The sequence below is a fragment of the Pseudomonas sp. GL_093 genome, assembly GCF_057837605.1.
In genome coordinates, this window is sequence record NZ_CM174448.1 from 6,161,053 (window position 1) to 6,177,822 (window position 16,770).

General features: G+C 60.5%; 15 protein-coding genes and 1 pseudogene. 9 read left to right on the top strand and 7 right to left on the bottom strand.

Annotation, left to right across the window (positions count from 1 at the left end; genetic code table 11):
• Positions 1-80: 80 nt before the first annotated feature.
• Positions 81-161: pseudogene (locus tag AC3IUE_RS28430) on the bottom strand (DEAD/DEAH box helicase); the annotation flags it as partial.
• A gap of 110 nt (positions 162-271) precedes the next feature.
• Here AC3IUE_RS28430 and AC3IUE_RS28435 point away from each other — a divergent pair.
• Together AC3IUE_RS28435 and AC3IUE_RS28440 are read left to right on the top strand one after the other, a co-directional pair.
• Entirely contained in the window at positions 272-691 is a 420-nt protein-coding gene (locus AC3IUE_RS28435; protein WP_046056587.1) for a hypothetical protein, read from the top strand.
• A gap of 29 nt (positions 692-720) precedes the next feature.
• Positions 721-1,626 (top strand): cation diffusion facilitator family transporter, encoded by a 906-nt coding sequence (locus AC3IUE_RS28440; protein WP_056744600.1) that lies wholly within the window; start codon positions 721-723, stop codon positions 1,624-1,626.
• Here AC3IUE_RS28440 and AC3IUE_RS28445 read toward each other — a convergent pair.
• Positions 1,611-2,666, bottom strand: a complete 1,056-nt coding sequence (locus AC3IUE_RS28445) for a DUF6515 family protein (protein WP_489264383.1) — start codon at positions 2,664-2,666, stop codon at positions 1,611-1,613. The genes AC3IUE_RS28440 and AC3IUE_RS28445 overlap by 16 nt on opposite strands.
• A gap of 436 nt (positions 2,667-3,102) precedes the next feature.
• Here AC3IUE_RS28445 and AC3IUE_RS28450 point away from each other — a divergent pair, with 436 nt between their 5' ends.
• Together AC3IUE_RS28450 and AC3IUE_RS28455 are read left to right on the top strand one after the other, a co-directional pair.
• Positions 3,103-3,582, top strand: coding sequence for an Lrp/AsnC family transcriptional regulator (locus AC3IUE_RS28450; protein ID WP_007937367.1), 480 nt, complete (start codon positions 3,103-3,105; stop codon positions 3,580-3,582).
• Between the two features lie 197 nt (positions 3,583-3,779).
• The gene (locus tag AC3IUE_RS28455; RefSeq protein WP_007894445.1) at positions 3,780-3,989 is read left to right on the top strand and encodes a DUF2788 domain-containing protein; all 210 of its coding nucleotides are present in this window, start codon (positions 3,780-3,782) and stop codon (positions 3,987-3,989) included.
• On the opposite strand, the gene AC3IUE_RS28460 is transcribed toward AC3IUE_RS28455, so the two are convergent.
• The 4 genes from AC3IUE_RS28460 to AC3IUE_RS28475 form a co-directional block, all read right to left on the bottom strand.
• On the bottom strand, positions 3,984-4,625 hold the full coding sequence (locus AC3IUE_RS28460) for a pseudouridine synthase (RefSeq protein ID WP_095130726.1): 642 nt from the start codon (positions 4,623-4,625) through the stop codon (positions 3,984-3,986). The genes AC3IUE_RS28455 and AC3IUE_RS28460 overlap by 6 nt on opposite strands.
• 337 nt (positions 4,626-4,962) lie before the next feature.
• The gene (amn, locus tag AC3IUE_RS28465; RefSeq protein ID WP_177338874.1) at positions 4,963-6,462 is read right to left on the bottom strand and encodes an AMP nucleosidase; all 1,500 of its coding nucleotides are present in this window, start codon (positions 6,460-6,462) and stop codon (positions 4,963-4,965) included.
• A gap of 179 nt (positions 6,463-6,641) precedes the next feature.
• Positions 6,642-8,291, bottom strand: a complete 1,650-nt coding sequence (locus AC3IUE_RS28470; protein WP_489264384.1) for an acyl-CoA dehydrogenase family protein — start codon at positions 8,289-8,291, stop codon at positions 6,642-6,644.
• A 74-nt stretch (positions 8,292-8,365) separates the two neighbouring features.
• Positions 8,366-10,750: a 7TM diverse intracellular signaling domain-containing protein gene (locus AC3IUE_RS28475; protein WP_489264385.1), complete on the bottom strand. Its 2,385-nt coding sequence runs from the start codon at positions 10,748-10,750 to the stop codon at positions 8,366-8,368.
• Positions 10,751-11,159: 409 nt separating this feature from the next.
• On the opposite strand from AC3IUE_RS28475, the gene AC3IUE_RS28480 reads away from it, so the two are divergent.
• From AC3IUE_RS28480 to AC3IUE_RS28495, 4 genes are all read left to right on the top strand, one after another.
• Entirely contained in the window at positions 11,160-11,957 is a 798-nt protein-coding gene (locus AC3IUE_RS28480; protein ID WP_008152868.1) for a hydroxymethylpyrimidine/phosphomethylpyrimidine kinase, read from the top strand.
• Positions 11,958-11,989: 32 nt separating this feature from the next.
• A complete protein-coding gene (gene thiE / locus AC3IUE_RS28485) occupies positions 11,990-12,613 on the top strand; it encodes a thiamine phosphate synthase (protein ID WP_056744592.1) in 624 nt (207 codons plus the stop codon).
• A gap of 32 nt (positions 12,614-12,645) precedes the next feature.
• Positions 12,646-13,929, top strand: a complete 1,284-nt coding sequence (gene hemL, locus AC3IUE_RS28490; protein ID WP_489264386.1) for a glutamate-1-semialdehyde 2,1-aminomutase — start codon at positions 12,646-12,648, stop codon at positions 13,927-13,929.
• Positions 13,930-14,153: 224 nt separating this feature from the next.
• Positions 14,154-14,708: a tetratricopeptide repeat protein gene (locus AC3IUE_RS28495; protein WP_056744588.1), complete on the top strand. Its 555-nt coding sequence runs from the start codon at positions 14,154-14,156 to the stop codon at positions 14,706-14,708.
• Between the two features lie 127 nt (positions 14,709-14,835).
• Here the strand turns inward: AC3IUE_RS28495 and AC3IUE_RS28500 are convergent, their stop codons facing one another.
• The gene (locus tag AC3IUE_RS28500) at positions 14,836-15,165 is read right to left on the bottom strand and encodes a DUF1820 family protein (protein ID WP_007894425.1); all 330 of its coding nucleotides are present in this window, start codon (positions 15,163-15,165) and stop codon (positions 14,836-14,838) included.
• Between the two features lie 134 nt (positions 15,166-15,299).
• Here AC3IUE_RS28500 and miaB point away from each other — a divergent pair, with 134 nt between their 5' ends.
• The gene (gene miaB / locus AC3IUE_RS28505; protein ID WP_176471591.1) at positions 15,300-16,628 is read left to right on the top strand and encodes a tRNA (N6-isopentenyl adenosine(37)-C2)-methylthiotransferase MiaB; all 1,329 of its coding nucleotides are present in this window, start codon (positions 15,300-15,302) and stop codon (positions 16,626-16,628) included.
• Positions 16,629-16,770 lie beyond the last annotated feature (142 nt).

Consider the following 16,770-nt stretch of genomic DNA (forward strand, 5'->3'; position numbering starts at 1 on the left):
ACCAAATAACACGTTTTCAGCACAGTAACAGCCAGACTGTTACTGTTCAATAATCGCGTTACCAGCGTTTTAGTTCAGCACGCTTCGAGCACGGCTTCGTGGCGTGTAGCCAAGGCTTCACGCAGGGCGGGTAAAACTTCATCAATCGGCAAAGAAATCATGCTGGCTCCCAAACAGAGGGCCGAGTATAACGGCGAACTGCTTGTCGCTCGTTGCTGTCCTAATTCATATCGACGACGCTTCGTTTTCCAGATGACTCAGGAGATTTCATATGCGTGTTCCCTTTCGTTTGATTGGCGGTGTATTGGTCGCGACGTTGCTGACCCAGGTGACCGCTTGCGGATCGATTTTCTACCCTGACCGTCGCGGTCAGATTGACGGCAAGATCGACCCGGCCATCGCCGCGCTGGATGCCGTGGGCTTGCTGTTCTACATCATTCCCGGCCTGATCGCGTTTGCCGTGGACTTCGCCACCGGCGCGATTTACTTCGAGCCAGGCAAGACCGCCCAGGTGGCCCCGGAAAAACTCAAGGAAGCCATCGGCGCCGACGGCAAGGTCGATAACCACAAGTTGCAGACTATTCTCGAAACCGAACTGGGCCGCAGCTTCCCGCTGGATGACCCGCGCCTGATCCAGCACAAGGGCAGCGCCCAGCAACTGGCCATGTTCGGCCTGCAACCTGCCGCGTAATCCGTGCATAAGAAGGAACGACAGCACCTATGATCGCAAGCTCCGAACATGCCCGCCTGCTGCGGCTGGCGACCCGTGCCTCGGTGGCGGTGGCGTGCACGCTGATCGTCGCCAAAGCCATCGCCTGGTGGTTGAGCGGTTCGGTGAGCATGCTCGCCGGGTTGACCGACTCGGCCCTCGACGGCGTCACCTCGCTGCTCAACCTGCTCGCGGTGCATTACGCCTTGCGCCCGGCCGACGATGATCACCGTTACGGCCATGGCAAAGCCGAGTCGCTGGCGGGCATGGCTCAGGCGTTGTTCATTGGCGGCAGTGCGGTGCTGATTGCCTTGCAGGCGATTGATCGACTGAAACACCCGGAACCGGTGGGGGCGCCATGGATCAGCATCGGGGTGATTGTGTTTTCCCTGGTGCTGACCCTGGCCCTGCTGATGTTGCAACATCGGGTCGTCAAGGCGACCGGCTCCAACGCGGTGCGCGCTGATTCCTTGCATTACCGTTCGGACCTGCTGCTCAACGGCAGCATTCTGGTGGCGCTGGTGCTCGCCGGGTTTGGCTGGCATCAGGTCGACCCTTGGTTCGGTTTGGGGATTGCCGTCTACATACTCTGGAGCGCGATTCATATCGCCCGGGAAAGCTTTACGGTGCTGATGGATGAAGAACTGCCGTCGGACGTCAGCCAGCACATGCTCGAACTGGCCTGCAGCGTACCGGGAGTATTGGGGGCGCACGACCTGCGCACGCGGGTTTCCGGCAACCAGTGGTTCGTGCAGTTGCACCTGGAATTGCCGGGGGATTTGACCCTGTCAGTCGCTCACGGCATCAGCGACCAAGCCGCCGATGCGATTCACGCGGCTTATCCGCGAGCCGAAGTGCTGGTGCACGCCGACCCGCAGGAAGTGATACTGGCAGGCAAGGCTCAGAAAGAAACCTGATAACCGCGACTGCTCAGGCAGTTGCCCTGGGCCTGTCGGTAGGCTTGTACCACCGACGGATCCGGCTGGTAGGTGGCCGTTCGTGGATCGAAGCCGCTCTGCTGCACCGCGTATTGATAGCACTCGTAACCGTCCTGGTTGACCTGCTCTGGCGACTGACCGTTGGCCGGATAAGCCACCACGTCATAACCATTGCTGACCGGTTGCGGCTGCGGTTGCACGGGCGGCTCGACCACGACGTAATCCTGAGTGCTTTCCTGATAGGCGTAATAAGAGCCGGCCGCCAGGAACAACAGCGCACCGCCGATCCACACTTCACGCGCGTAATCGGGCAAGTAGCTGACGCGAATCCCCCGTGGCGGCTGTACCACCACATAACGCGGGCCTTGTGGGCGGTACCAGTAGCCGCCGGAGTAGAAGTAATCCTGACCACGGTACGGCACACGGTAATCACGGTCCGGGAAGCGATCGATCACATGACCGGGACGGTACTGCGGGCCGGGACCCCAGCCATTGCCGTGCCCATCCGGGCGACCGGCCCAGCGATGGTCATCGGGACGCGGACCGTTGTTCTGCCAATGCTGGTTGTTATCGTTGCGCCGCGGCACGTCCTGGTAGTAACCACGCTGTGGTTGCTGGGTCTGGCGCACGGTGTCGGGCCGGCCCTGGATCGGCAGGTCGTTGGCTGGCAACTGCGGAGGTGGGGGCGGCGAGCGAACCGGATTGTTGTAATCGTGCTGCGGCCGGGGCTGGTTCTGCCACTGGCCGTTTTTCTGATTCTGGTCGTTGTGCTCGAACTGGCGACTGTTGTCGCCACGAATAACTTCGTTATTCTGCGCACGCGGCTGGTTCTGCTGCGGATTGTTCTGCGGGCGCGGCTGATTATTTCCGCCATGGCCCTGATTGTTTCCCTGGTGGCCATCCGACCCGTGCTGCCCGCCATCGGGGCCACGGTTTTGCGGCTCATCGGCCAGCGATTGCGCAGTGACACTGATACACAGCAAACCAACACCGGCCAAACGCCAGATGCGCGACTTCATGCTTTTCCTCACTGCGGGTTAGGGCCTGTACGTAAGACTGGGAAAGCACCGGCCGGTTCTGCAACAGGTTATCAGTCGCGAAACTTATTTATTGAGCGCCGTCGTCAAATTCCGGGCAAAAGAAAAGGGAGACCCGTCGGCCTCCCTTTAGAGAACTTCGTCCGTGCTCGACGCTTATGACGTCGGCTCACCTCACGCCGTCTTCTGGACAGTGTGTAGCTCGGGGGCCGACTCATCCCCGGTGGGGGTGGCGACCGCAGCTGGCCTGATTGGGCGAGCCGCACTGGACTGTTTGTCCGAGCAGTGATTCTGGTGATAAGAATAGGCTCGCGGCGCCGGCAGAGGATTGCGAAGATTGCTCAAATAAACATCACTTGCGCAATTTTTAACCCTGGATAGATAATCCACCGCAATAGTTATGACAAAGGCCTGATTGATGAGCAAACTCGACCGATACGACCTGAGCATTTTGGCGGAATTGCAGCGTGACGCGCGCATCTCCAACCAGGAGCTGGCCGAACGCATCGGCCTGTCCCCCTCGCCATGCTCGCGGCGGGTCAAGCAGCTGGAAGATGATGGCTACATCTCCCGCCAGGTGGCCCTGCTGGACCGCAAGATGCTCGGCCTGAGCCTGACGGCTTACGTATTGATCGGCATGGACCGGCATACGCCAGAGCGGTTCGAGAACTTCGAAGCGGCGATTCGTACGTTGCCGCAGGTGCTGGAATGCAGCCTGGTGACCGGGATGGATGCCGACTACCAGCTCAAGGTCGTCGTGCCGGACATGGATCATTATCAGAAATTGCTGCTGGGACACCTCACCCGGATTGAAGGGGTGACCAGTGTGCGGTCGAGTTTTGTGTTGAATCAGGTGCTCAACAGCACTGAACTGCCCCTCACTCACTTGCGCAGCTGAGGACGCCATCGCGAGCAGGCTCGCTCCCACAAGGGATCTTCAGTGCATGTGAGATCACTGTGGGAGCGAGCCTGCTCGCGAAGGGGCCAGCACAGGCGACGAATAGCTGCGACACGCTGCCGCAGGTCAATACTTCGCCAATCCCCCATGACGTATACTCCAGCGCCTTTTAGCCCCGCCCGCGCTGGAGATGCCTGATGGATCCTGCAGTACTCGAAGAGTGGATGATGACCGGACTGGTCAGCATTCTGATCATTTTCATGGGTTTCATCGTCTGGGATCTGGCGAAGAAATCCAAGGCCGGACGCTTCGGCTCGTTCATCCTGTTCTTCGTACTCGGCCTGGGCGTGGCCGCGTTCGTGATCAAAAGTGTGGTCATCGGCCTGATCGAATCCGGCACGTTATAAACGCGCCGGCACTTCCTTCCACTGGCCCTGATCGAGCCCTTCGATCGACCAGTCGCCGATTTTGACCCGCACCAGACGCAACGTCGGCAAGCCGACCGCTGCGGTCATGCGCCGTACCTGACGGTTACGCCCTTCGCGAATCACCAGCTCCAGCCAACTGGTCGGCACACTTTTGCGAAAGCGCACCGGCGGGTTGCGTGGCCACAGTTCAGGTTCTTCAAGCTGCCGCGCTTCAGCCGGTAGCGTCATGCCGTCATTCAGTTCGACGCCATCGCGCAATCGCTGCAATTGCTCAGCGCTCGGCTCGCCTTCCACCTGCACCCAATAGGTCTTGGCCAGTTTGTGTTTCGGGTCGGCAATCCGTGCCTGAAGCTGGCCGTCGTTGGTCAGCAGCAGCAAACCTTCGCTGTCGCGATCCAGCCGTCCTGCCGGGTAAATCCCGGGAATCTCGATGTAATCCTTGAGCGTCGCCCGCCCTTCGCCGTCGCTGAATTGCGTCAGCACATCGAACGGTTTGTTGAACAGAATCAGCTTCGGCTCGGCCGGCGGCGCTTTGGCGACACGGCGCGGGGCTGAGGACGATGGCGCAGGCTTCACGCCAGGGCGGCGGGAAACGGGACGTTGAGGACGAGACATGGGAAAAGGAACATCTAACGGTCAGGGCTGCTAATGCTAGGGCGTGCCATCGATTATTTCCACCGTCGCGTTGTCGCCTTAAAGCGGGCCAGGCAAGGCGCAGGCCGCTGGGAATGGTCGCTCCCTTTCCAAGGCCTGCAACGCAGCCTGGCCCGCTTTAAGGCACAACCCGAAGGGCCGGGCCTGCTGTTGCGCAGGGCTGCGTTGCTCGGAGCTTATTTGGAATGACCAAACAACGCTCCTCGCGCCTTGCCCTGCGCAACAGCAGACCCGGCGCGGCAGTGGAAATAATCGATGGCACGCCCTGCCCTGACCGCCAAATGACCACGACAAACCGTTAGCGGAACGGCGGCTCGTCGAAGCTGCGCAGTTTGCGCGAGTGCAGCGAGTTGAGTTCGGTGCGCAACAGATCCACCGCCTCGATCCCGATCTTCAAGTGCTGGCTGACCGCGCGTTCATAGAAGGCGTTGGCCGAACCCGGCAACTTGATTTCGCTGTGCAACGGTTTATCCGAAACACAGAGCAACGTGCCGTACGGAACCCGCAGGCGATAACCTTGCGCCGCGATGGTGCCGCTTTCCATGTCCACCGCCACGGCGCGAGACAGGTTGATCAGCGGACGTTCCTGAGCCCAACGCAATTCCCAGTTACGGTCGTCGTAGGTCAGCACGGTGCCGGTACGCAGGCGTTTTTTCAGTTCGTCGCCCTTCTCACCGGTGATATTGGCCGCCGCTTGCTGCAACGCCATCTGCACTTCGGCCAGCGCCGGAATCGGAATATTCGGCGGCACGACCCGATCGAGAATCCCGTCGCGGCGCATGTAAGCGTGCGCCAGCACGTAATCGCCAATGGTCTGCGACTGACGCAAGCCGCCACAGTGACCGATCATCAGCCAGCAATGCGGACGCAGCACCGCCAGGTGATCGGTGATGTTCTTGGCGTTGGACGGGCCGACGCCAATGTTCACCAGGGTCACGCCATGGCCGTCGCTGGCAATCAGGTGATAGGCCGGCATCTGATAGCGGTGCCAAACCACACCGGCGGCAATCGCCGAGGCTTCGCCGTGGTCCATGCTCTTTTCGATGATCACGTTGCCCGGCAAGACCATGCGCACGAAACGCGGATCGCTGCGCAACTGTTCCAGGCCATGGACGATGAACTGGTCAACATAGCGGTGGTAGTTGGTCAGCAGAATCCATGGCTGCACATGACGCCAGTCGCTGCCGGTGTAATGCACCAGACGGCGCAAGGAAAAATCCACCCGCGCGGCGTCGAACAAGGCCAGCGGCAGCGGGTCGGTATTTTCCCAATCGTACAAACCGTCGGCGATGCCATCGGTCGCGGCAGACAAATCCGTACTCGGGAACACTCGCGCCAGCGTGGCAGCGGTGACGCCGGAGCCGGCCAGTTCTTCGCCCTGCTCAACCACGTACGGATAAGGAATATTCTGCTGGCTGATGCCCACTTCCACCGTCACGGTGAAGTCATGCATCAACGGCACCAGCTGTTCCAGCAGGTATTTACGGAAGGCAGCGGGATGAGTGACGGTGACGCTGTAAGTCCCCGGCAGTTGAACCTTGGCGTAGGCGCGAGTGGTCTGTGGGACTTCGCCCTGGCAAAGGTAGGTCAGACGCAGTTCGGGATAACGAAACATCGCACGCTGTTCGGCGTCCGGTTCGACTCGATCCTTGAGGTAACGCTTGAGCGCCTGGTTCAGCGCGGTGGTTGCACGATTGTGCAAGAGCGCAAGCCGGTCCACGGCTTGCTCGGCGGTTTGAACGACAATAAAAGCTTCGGTCACGATCAGCATCCTGTGTTCTGACTTGCAGGCCTTCATCTTGCCTGCATCGTCGCTTCACGGGAACAGTGGCTACTACACAAATGCCAAGTCCACAGTAGATCCAATGTGGGAGCGAGCTTGCTCGCGATTGCGGTCTGTCAGGCGACATCTATGCCGGATGTTATTCAGTCATCGCGAGCAAGCTCGCTCCCACAGGGTTCAGTGTTGACCGAAAGTCAGAAGTTCTGCGGGGTCGACCTCGCGACAATCGCTTCCACATCCAGCCCACGTGGCAACGCGCCATACACCCGACCGGCCGAACCCAGGCGGCTGGCGATGAAGGCATCACTGACGGCGCCGTTGCCCGCCTCCAGCAACAGCTTGGCCTGAAGGCCCAAGGCGATGTCTTCGGTGAGCTGGCGGGCGCGGTATTGAATGTCGCTGGTGTCCTTGAACGCTGTCCGCAATTGAGTGATGTGTGCGGCCAGGCGTTTGTCGCCATGGCCATCGCCCAACTCGCTGAACAGTACGTCGAGCACACCCGGCTCCTTCGACAACGCTCGCAGCACGTCGAGGCATTGCACGTTGCCGGAACCTTCCCACGTCGAATTGACCGGCGCCTCACGGTACAACCGCGGCAGGATGCTGTCTTCGACATAACCGGCGCCGCCCATGCATTCGGCAGCTTCGTTGATCATCCCGGGCGCGCGTTTGCAGATCCAGTACTTGCCCACCGCTGTGACCAGCCGAGCGAATTTGGCTTCATGCTCATCATCCAGATGATCCAGCGCCCGGCCCATGCGCAAGCTCAAGGCCAGGGCGGCTTCGCTTTCCAGGGCCAGGTCGGCCAGTACGTTCTGCATCAAGGGTTGTTCGCTGAGCAACTTGCCGCCGACCTTGCGGTGAGCGCAGTGGTGGCTGGCTTGGGTCAGGGCCTGGCGCATCAGCGAACTGGAACCGACCATGCAATCGAAGCGGGTCATGGCGACCATTTCGATGATGGTCGGAACGCCGCGTCCCTCCTCGCCGACCATCCATGCCAGCGCACCACGAAACTCCACTTCGCTGGAAGCGTTGGAGCAATTGCCGAGTTTGTTCTTCAGGCGCTGTATGTAGAACTGATTGCGCGTGTCGTCCGGGCGATGGCGCGGCAGCAGGAAGCAGGTCAAACCCTTGTCAGTCTGGGCCAGGGTGAGGAAGGCATCGCACATCGGTGCCGAACAGAACCATTTGTGGCCCACCAGCTCATACGCCTGGCCCGGACCACTGGCACCGACCGGAAAAGCCTTGGTGGTGTTGGCCCGCACGTCGGTGCCGCCCTGTTTCTCGGTCATCGCCATGCCGATGGTGACCCCGGCCTTGTGGGCCATGCCGACGTTGCGCGGATCGTATTCGGTAGAGAGGATTTTCGGCAGCCATTGCTCCGCCAGATCCGCTTGAAGGCGCATCGCCGGGACGCTGGCGAAGGTCATGGTCAGCGGGCAACCACTACCGGCTTCGGCCTGGCTGTGCAGGTAGGTCATGGAGGCGCGGGCGACATGAGCGCCGGACTGCGGATGCGCCCAGGGCAACGAAGTCAAACCGTGCTCGACCGCGGTGCGCATCAACTCGTGATAGGCCGGGTGAAATTCCACCAGGTCGATGCGATGGCCGTAACGGTCATGGCTGCTGAAAACCGGCTTGTTCTGATTGGCCAGGAACCCGGCTTCCATCAGCGGCCCGCCGGCCAGTGCGCCGTAAGCGTCGATCCGCGACTCGGCCCACCCGGCCCCGAAACGCCGCGACCACTCCTGCAACGGCAGGTCGATGCGATACAGGTTGGCGCCGTCCAGCGACGGTGGCTGGTTGGTGACTTCGTGGGTTTCGGCGAACTGATGCAGGTTCATGACGGGGCTCCTTTGGTCAGCCAAGGGACTTCAGTTAAGCACCGCCCCCCAGCTGAACAAAGTGTCATACCTGCCTAACTGTCGGCGCTTTCGCCTTGCCTTGGACACAGCACCCGGCGATACAGCGCTGCTTGCAGGTCCTCGAATTTCACCGGTTTGCTCAGGTAATCGATCAAGGCACCGGTCGGGCAGCGTTCCCGATCAATGCTCACGGCAATCACGAATACCGGCAGTTCGGCGCAGCCCGGCAACGCGCGGATCTGGCAACAGAGGGACGCGCCACCCAAAGATGGAAGCTGGCAATCGAGCAATACCGCATCGAAGGTTTCGCGCTGCAAGTGATCGATCGCGGCAGCCCCGTTGTCGGCGGTGCGCACCCGGAAGCCCAGCTTGAGCAACATGCCGCGCATCACCAGCTGATTGATGCTGTTGTCATCAACCAGCAGGACGGTGCAGTCCTGAGGCAGTCGCAGGCGAGGAAATTCCCGGGTCATCAAGGGCACTGACGGCCGCTCCACCACGGGCAGCTCGAACTCGACGTCGAGCTGGAAGCGGCTGCCACGACCAGGTTCTGAGCGGTGAGTCAGTTTTCCACCGAGCAATTCGACCAGTTGCCGACAGATCGCCAGGCCAACGCCCAGACCGCCGTATTCACGGGTCATCGAGCCATCGAGCTGGAAGAACCGCTGATACAGTGTCGCCTCCCCCAAATCGGTAAAGCCGATGCCGGTGTCGATCACCGCAAAGGACAGCGCCAGTCGGTCGGGCGCCACGGGCTTGCCCGTCACCCGCAGCGCCAGTCCGCCGATCCGCGTGAACTTGATCGCGTTATCCAGCAGGCATTCCAGGCATTGCGCCAACTTGTCGCTGTCACCGTGCAAGCGATCCGGCAGCCCCGGCGTGACCTCGACCTTGAAGTCCAGCGACTTGCTCAACGCGTTGCCCTCGAACTGCAGGCGCAAAGCCTCGACCACGCCGCGCAAACTGAAAACGGCCGGGTAGGTCTTGAGCTTGCCGGCCTGCAACTCGGTCAGGGTGAGGATGCCGTTGACCATGCGCATCATGTCTCGCGCGGAACCGGCGGCCGTTTGCTGATATTGCTCCAGCTCCGGGTCCATCTCGACGGTCTGCATCAGCTCCAGCGAGCCGATCACACCGTTCATGGGCGTGCGCAGTTCGTGGGTCAGGGTGGCGAGGAATTCGTCCTTGAGCTTGTTACTGCGAGCCAGTTGCTGGTTCAGCACTTCAAGCGTTTGACCGGCATCGAACAGGGTCTGTGCCTGTTGCTCGCGCATGGCGTTAATGCGATCGGCCAGCGCCAGGGACAGCAGCGCCACCTCTATCGCCGAGCCGATCTGGCTGGAATACATGGTCAGGAACACGTTGGGCAGGTAACCCAGCACCATCAGGGTGTTGACGATGCCACCGAGTAAAAACGCCGACCAGGCAATGATGAAATAACGCGCCACTCGCAGGCCACGCAGCCAGGCGAAAATCCCCGCGGCAAAAATCACTACAGTGAAGATCAGTGCCAGCGCCGTCGCCAGGCGCAGGGCCAGGGCGTAACTGGTCATCAACGACAACCCGACCACGGCAGCGCTAAACGCAATCAACGCCAACAGTAAGCGGTCGAGCCAACGACTGTGGGTCGCCGTCTGCAAGAAACTGCGCGCGAACTGGCTGCCGAACAGGCCCGCGCAACCGATGAAAAACGGCGTCGCGGCGTTGGCCCACCAGGGATTGTTCGGCCAGAAATATTCCACCGCCGCGCCATTCACTGACAGCTGATACAAACCGAACGAGGCGATATAGAAGATGTAATAGAGGTAGCTGGTATCGCGCACGCTGAGATAGATGAACAGGTTGTACACCAGCATCCCCAGCAATACGCCGTAGATCAGCCCCAGCACATAGAGTCGGATCGGTTGCTCTTCCAGGTAGGCAGTGCTCGACCATAGGGTGACCGGCGCCTGGATCGACCCTTCACTCTGCAGGCGCAGGTACAGGGTTTGCGCTTGATCAGGGGTGAAGTTCAGATCGAACAGGTAGTTGTTCTGGCGGATCTCGCGACTGTCGAATGGCAAGGCATCGCCAGTCTGACGTGCCAGTTGATAGCCACCGGCCGCATCGGGCAAATAGAGATCAAGGTGATCAAGGGGCGGATAGGCCAGTTCCAGCAACCAGGTGCGTTGAGCCGCAGGGTTGGTCGGGCGGTAATGCAGGTCGATTTTCAGCCAGAACACTGAACGCGAGTAACCGGCGTTGAGGGTGGCTTTGTCGTGGGTTTTGAAGGTTCCGGCCGCGGCTTGTGCACGGACATCGGCGATGGTCGCCTGACCGCCCGCGTCTTCGAACACTTGCAAGGTTCGGCCCAAGGGAAGGCTTTGAGTGAATTCGTCGAATTCGACTGCACTCGCCATGAGGGGCAAGCACAACAGCAACATCAGCAAATAGCGCATTTAAGCCCCAGCGTGGCCTGTCCGGTTATCTCAGGAAGCCCCTCATTCCTTTTGAGTAGACGTAAAACCGGTATTACCTGTTATTGGTTTGGATCCACTCTAGCATAGCCGTTGGTGGCCATTGAACACCATTGAAATTTTTCCTACAAAGGCTCTAGCACGGGCGTTCCAGCTCAATGCATTGGGCTAGAGCTGTTTCGCCGGTCAGATTGTGACAACGCCCTATTCCCTGTAGCAGCTGGCGAAGCCTGCGTTCGGCTGCGCAGCAGTCGCCAAACCGGACACCGCGGTGTTTCAGGTAAATCGAGGACTCAGGATTTACGACTGCTTCGCAGCCGAACGCTGGCTTCGCCAGCTGCTACAGGGTCCTTCATGACTCGCTGGTCGACTGGTGGTAAGCTCGCGCACCATGAATATCTACAGCTCTCGCCCCGTTGTCCTCTGTCTCTCCGGCCACGACCCAAGTGGTGGCGCCGGCTTGCAGGCAGATATCGAAGCCCTGCTCGCTCAGGGTTGTCATGCGGCCCCGGCCGTCACCGCCCTGACCGTGCAAGACACGGTCAACGTCACTGACTTCCGCGTCCTCGACCGTGAGTGGGTGTTGGCCCAGGCCAATGCCGTGCTCAACGACTCGACGGTCGCGGCGGTGAAACTGGGCATGCTCGGTTCCCTGGAAATGGTCGACACCGTGGTCGAACTGTTGTCGGCGCACCCGCATTTGCCGGTGGTCTGCGACCCGGTGCTGCGTGCCGGTGGCGGCGGACGCCTGGGCAAGGACGAAGTCGGCTACGCCATGCGCGAGCGCCTGCTGCCCCTGTCGATCATCGCCACCCCAAACCTTCCCGAAGCCCGCATCCTCGCCGAACTGCCCGAAGGCACCGCGGACGAGTGCGCCGAAAAACTCCTGCCATTCGTCAAACACCTGCTGATCACCGGCGGCCATGGCGATGAACACGAAATCCACAATCGCCTGTACAGCCGCGACGGTCACCGCGAAACCTTCACCTGCCAGCGCTTGCCCGGCAGTTATCACGGCTCCGGTTGCACGTTGGCCAGTGCGCTGGCCGGTCGTCTGGCCCTCGGTGAAAATCTCGCCAGTGCCGTGCAGACCGCGCTTAACTACACGTGGCGCACCCTGCGTGATGCGGAGCAGTTGGGCAAAGGCCAGTTCGTGCCGCGCCGCCTGCCGCTGGATTTCTGTTCGTAACTGTCCATGCGTAAAGCAAAAAGGATTGCCCGATGAAGCTACGTGGCCTGTACGCCATTACCGATAGCCAACTGCTGGCAGGTAAATTTCTTTCGTACGTGGAGGCGGCGCTGGAAGGCGGCGTCACCCTGCTGCAATACCGCGACAAGAGCAGCGACGAGGCCCGCCGTCTGCGCGAGGCCGAAGCCTTGCGCGATCTGTGCGAACGCTACAAGACCCAGTTGATCATCAACGACGATGCCGAACTGGCTGCGCGCCTGAACGTCGGCGTGCACCTCGGCCAGACCGACGGCCCGCTGATGCCGGTTCGGGCACTGCTCGGCCGCCAGGCAATCATCGGCTCGACCTGCCACGCGCAACTCGAACTCGCCGAGCAAGCAGCGAAGGAAGGCGCCAGTTACGTCGCCTTCGGTCGTTTCTTCAACTCCAACACCAAACCCGGCGCACCGACTTGCAGCCTCGAATTGCTCGACCAGGCCCGCAGCAAACTGCACCTGCCGATCTGCGCGATTGGCGGCATCACCCTGGAAAACGCCGCGCCACTGGTGGCCCACGGGGTCGATCTGCTGGCGGTGGTCCATGGCTTGTTTGGCGCCGAGAGCACGGCTGAAGTGACACGCCGCGCCCGCGCATTCAACGCCCTGCTTTCTATTTAAGTAGCTTAAAAATCTGATTTGAGAGCCCGATCATGTCTCGTTCCGAAACGCTGTTTGCCAATGCCCAAAAACACATTCCCGGTGGCGTGAACTCGCCTGTTCGCGCGTTCAAGAGCGTTGGCGGCACGCCGCTGTTCTTCAAGCACGCCGAAGGCGCCTACGTCACCGACGAAGACAACAAGCGTTATGTGGATTACGTCGGTTCCTGGGGGCCGATGATTCTCGGCCACAGCCACCCCGACGTGCTGGACGCCGTGCGCAAACAGCTTGAGCACGGATTGTCCTACGGCGCGCCGACCGAGATGGAAACCCAGATGGCTGATCTGGTCTGCTCGATCGTGCCGTCGATGGAAATGGTGCGCATGGTCAGCTCCGGCACCGAAGCGACCATGAGTGCGATCCGTTTGGCCCGTGGTTTCACCGGCCGCGACAGCATCATCAAGTTCGAAGGCTGCTACCACGGTCACTCCGACAGCCTGCTGGTCAAGGCCGGTTCCGGCGCCCTGACCCAAGGCGTGCCGAGCTCGGCCGGTGTGCCGGCGGCCTTCGCCAAACACACCCTGACCCTGCCGTTCAACGACATCGACGCCGTCGAAACCATGCTCGCCGAAGTCGGCCAGGACGTGGCGTGCATCATCGTCGAGCCCGTGGCCGGCAACATGAACTGCGTACCGCCGGCGCCAGGTTTCCTCGAAGGCCTGCGCACCCTGTGCGACAAGCATGGCGTGGTGCTGATTTTCGACGAAGTGATGACTGGTTTCCGTGTCGCCCTTGGTGGCGCACAAGCTCACTACGGCGTGACACCCGACCTGACCACCTTCGGCAAAATCATCGGTGGCGGCATGCCGGTTGGCTGCTTCGGCGGCAAGCGCGAAATCATGTCGCACATCGCGCCACTGGGCCCGGTCTATCAGGCGGGCACCTTGTCGGGTAACCCGTTGGCCATGGCTGCGGGTCTGACGACCCTGCGCCTGATCAGCCGTCCCGGCTTCCACGCAGAGTTGACGGCCTACACCTGTCGCCTGCTCGATGGCCTGCAACAGCGCGCCGATGCGGCGGGTATTCCGTTCGTGACCACACAGGCCGGCGGCATGTTCGGTCTGTACTTCAGCGGCGCCGACGACATCGTGACCTTCGACGACGTGATGGCCAGCGACGCCGCCCTGTTCGGGCGCTTCTTCCACCTGATGCTCGAAGGTGGCGTGTACCTGGCGCCGAGCGCCTTCGAAGCAGGCTTCACCTCGATCGCCCACGGCGAAACCGAGTTGAAACTGACGCTGGATGCCGCCGAGCGCGCATTTGCTGCATTGAAGTAACGCTGTGTCGCTGACGTTGGCGGTTGCCAGCGTCAGCTTTCACCCGTATTCCCGCCCTTATTCCTACGCTTCTGCTCAAAATCCCCAGCAAAGTGGGCGATATATTCCCCGCGCAGCAGAAAAACGAGTAAAGACTTTGTAAGGTTGGCCCTGCTTATTTCATAATGCGCGCTTATTGGATCCCTCGACGGGTCCGCGCGCCCTTCAGAGGTAAGTCGATTCCCATGAACCGCACCGGCCGCGCCCTTGCATTGGGCTGCCTGTTGCTCCTTCAGCCCCTGCTCGCGCTCGCACAAGCAGGCGGCAACTCGTTGTTAATCCCAGCGATGGGTCGTTGCACCCTCAATACTCAGCCGCAAGACTTGGCGCAGGCTCTCGCCGCCTGCCAGAAAGCGTCGGATGAAGGGGATGCGCAAGCGCAATACGAGTTGGGTGAGTTCTACTACGACGGCAAAAACACGCCGCGCGACCTCAAAAAAGCCCTGGGCTACTTCGAAAAGGCCTCGCTGCAAGGCCATGCTCAGGCGCAATTCAAACTCGGCACCATGTTCTTCCACGGCGAAGGCGTACCTGCCAATAACGTTCAGGCGTATATCGTGCTGAAAATGGCTGCGGTCAATGGCGCTGAAGAAGCGCTGGACACCGCCGACGAAGTCGCCGAGAAAATGCCCCGCGAAGAACTTGAAGTGGCTACCCAGGTGCTGGGGCAAATCTTCCGCAAGTATCTGATGGAATTGCAGAGCGCCGATGGGCGTACGCCGTTCTCACCACTACCCTGATTTCAGCGCTGTTCTGACTGGCCCCATCGCGAGCAAGCTCGCTCCCACATTTGATCTGCGTCTTACACAAATCAACTGTGGGAGCGGGCTTGCTCGCGAAGGGGTCAACGCGGTCTTAAGTTAAGGCTTACTTCTCAGGCATCGGCATCGGAAACGGCATGACATTGCCGACCGCGCCGCGGGCTTCGCTGATTTTCGGCGTGCCGAGGCGCTCGACCTCGTCGATCCGCACGATCGAATGCATCGGCACAAAGCTGCGCACAACGCCTTCGAACTGAGCCTTGAGCTTCTCTTCGCTCGGATCGACGACCACTTGCGTGCGCTCGCCAAAGACGAACTCTTCCACTTCCAGGAAGCCCCACAGATCACTTTGATAGATCTGCTTGGCATACATTTCGTACACCTGGCCCTGATTGAGGAAAATCACCTTGTAGATTGGAGCTTCACGTTTGGTCATGGTGGGCGAGCAACACATCGGGGATAAAAATGAGGGCGCGAACTATAGCATAGCCACCGGACGCACAGCGGTAGGAACCTTGGGTCATGTTCCCTATAATGCGCGGTTCTTTGAATCACGTGATGACTCTTTCCATGGCCAAGAAGCTTTACATCGAAACCCACGGTTGCCAGATGAACGAGTACGACAGCTCGCGCATGGTCGATCTGCTGGGCGAACATCAGGCCCTGGAAGTCACCGCTCGCGCTGAAGATGCCGACGTGATCCTGCTCAATACCTGCTCGATCCGCGAACGCGCCCAGGACCGGGTGTATTCCCAGCTCGGCCGCTGGCGCGAACTGAAACTGGCCAACCCGGACATGGTGATCGCCGTTGGCGGCTGCGTGGCCAGCCAGGAAGGCGCGGCCATCCGCGATCGCGCACCGTACGTGGACGTGGTCTTCGGCCCGCAGACCCTGCACCGCCTGCCGGAAATGATCGACGCCGCCCGCGCTACCAAGCTGCCGCAAGTCGACGTCTCGTTTCCGGAAATCGAAAAGTTCGACCACTTGCCCGAGCCACGCGTCGATGGCCCAAGCGCCTACGTGTCGGTCATGGAAGGCTGCAGCAAGTACTGCACCTTCTGCGTGGTGCCTTACACCCGCGGTGAAGAAGTCAGCCGACCTTTCGATGACGTGATCGCCGAGATCATCCACCTGGCTGAAAACGGCGTGCGCGAAGTGACCCTGCTGGGGCAGAACGTCAATGGCTATCGCGGGACCACTCATGATGGTCGTTTGGCTGACCTGGCCGAACTGATCCGCGTCGTCGCCGCCGTCGATGGCATCGACCGCATCCGTTACACCACCTCGCACCCGCTGGAGTTCTCCGACAGCCTGATCCAGGCCCACGCCGACGTGCCGGAACTGGTCAAACACCTGCACTTGCCGGTGCAATCGGGTTCGGACCGAATCCTTTCGGCGATGAAGCGCAACCACACCGCGCTGGAATACAAATCCAAACTGCGCAAGCTACGCGCTGCCGTGCCGGGGATTTGCATCAGCTCGGACTTCATCGTTGGCTTCCCGGGCGAGACCGAGAAAGACTTCGAACAGACCATGAAGCTGATCGAAGACGTCGGTTTCGACTTCTCCTACTCGTTCGTCTATAGCCAGCGCCCGGGGACTCCGGCTGCCGATCTGGCCGACGAAACGCCGGAAGCGCTGAAAAAAGAACGCCTGAACGCCCTGCAACATCGCCTGAACCAGCAAGGCTTCGAGATCAGCCGACAAATGGTCGGGTCGATCCAACGGATTTTGGTAACCGATTATTCCAAAAAGGACCCCGGCGAGCTGCAGGGTCGGACCGAGAATAACCGCATCGTCAACTTCCGCTGCGACAATCCCACGTTGATTGGTCAGTTCGCCGATGTGCACATTGATGCTGCTCAGCCGCACTCACTGCGGGGCTCGCTGATCCAGTAACACCGCACTACTCCTGTGGGAGCGAGCCTGCTCGCGAAGGCGGTTTGACATTCAATTCATGATTGACTGTCAGGCCGCCTTCGCGAGCAGGCTCGCTCCCACAAGGGACGGTGTTGGACGTTGCTTTATTTAAGACCTTTCG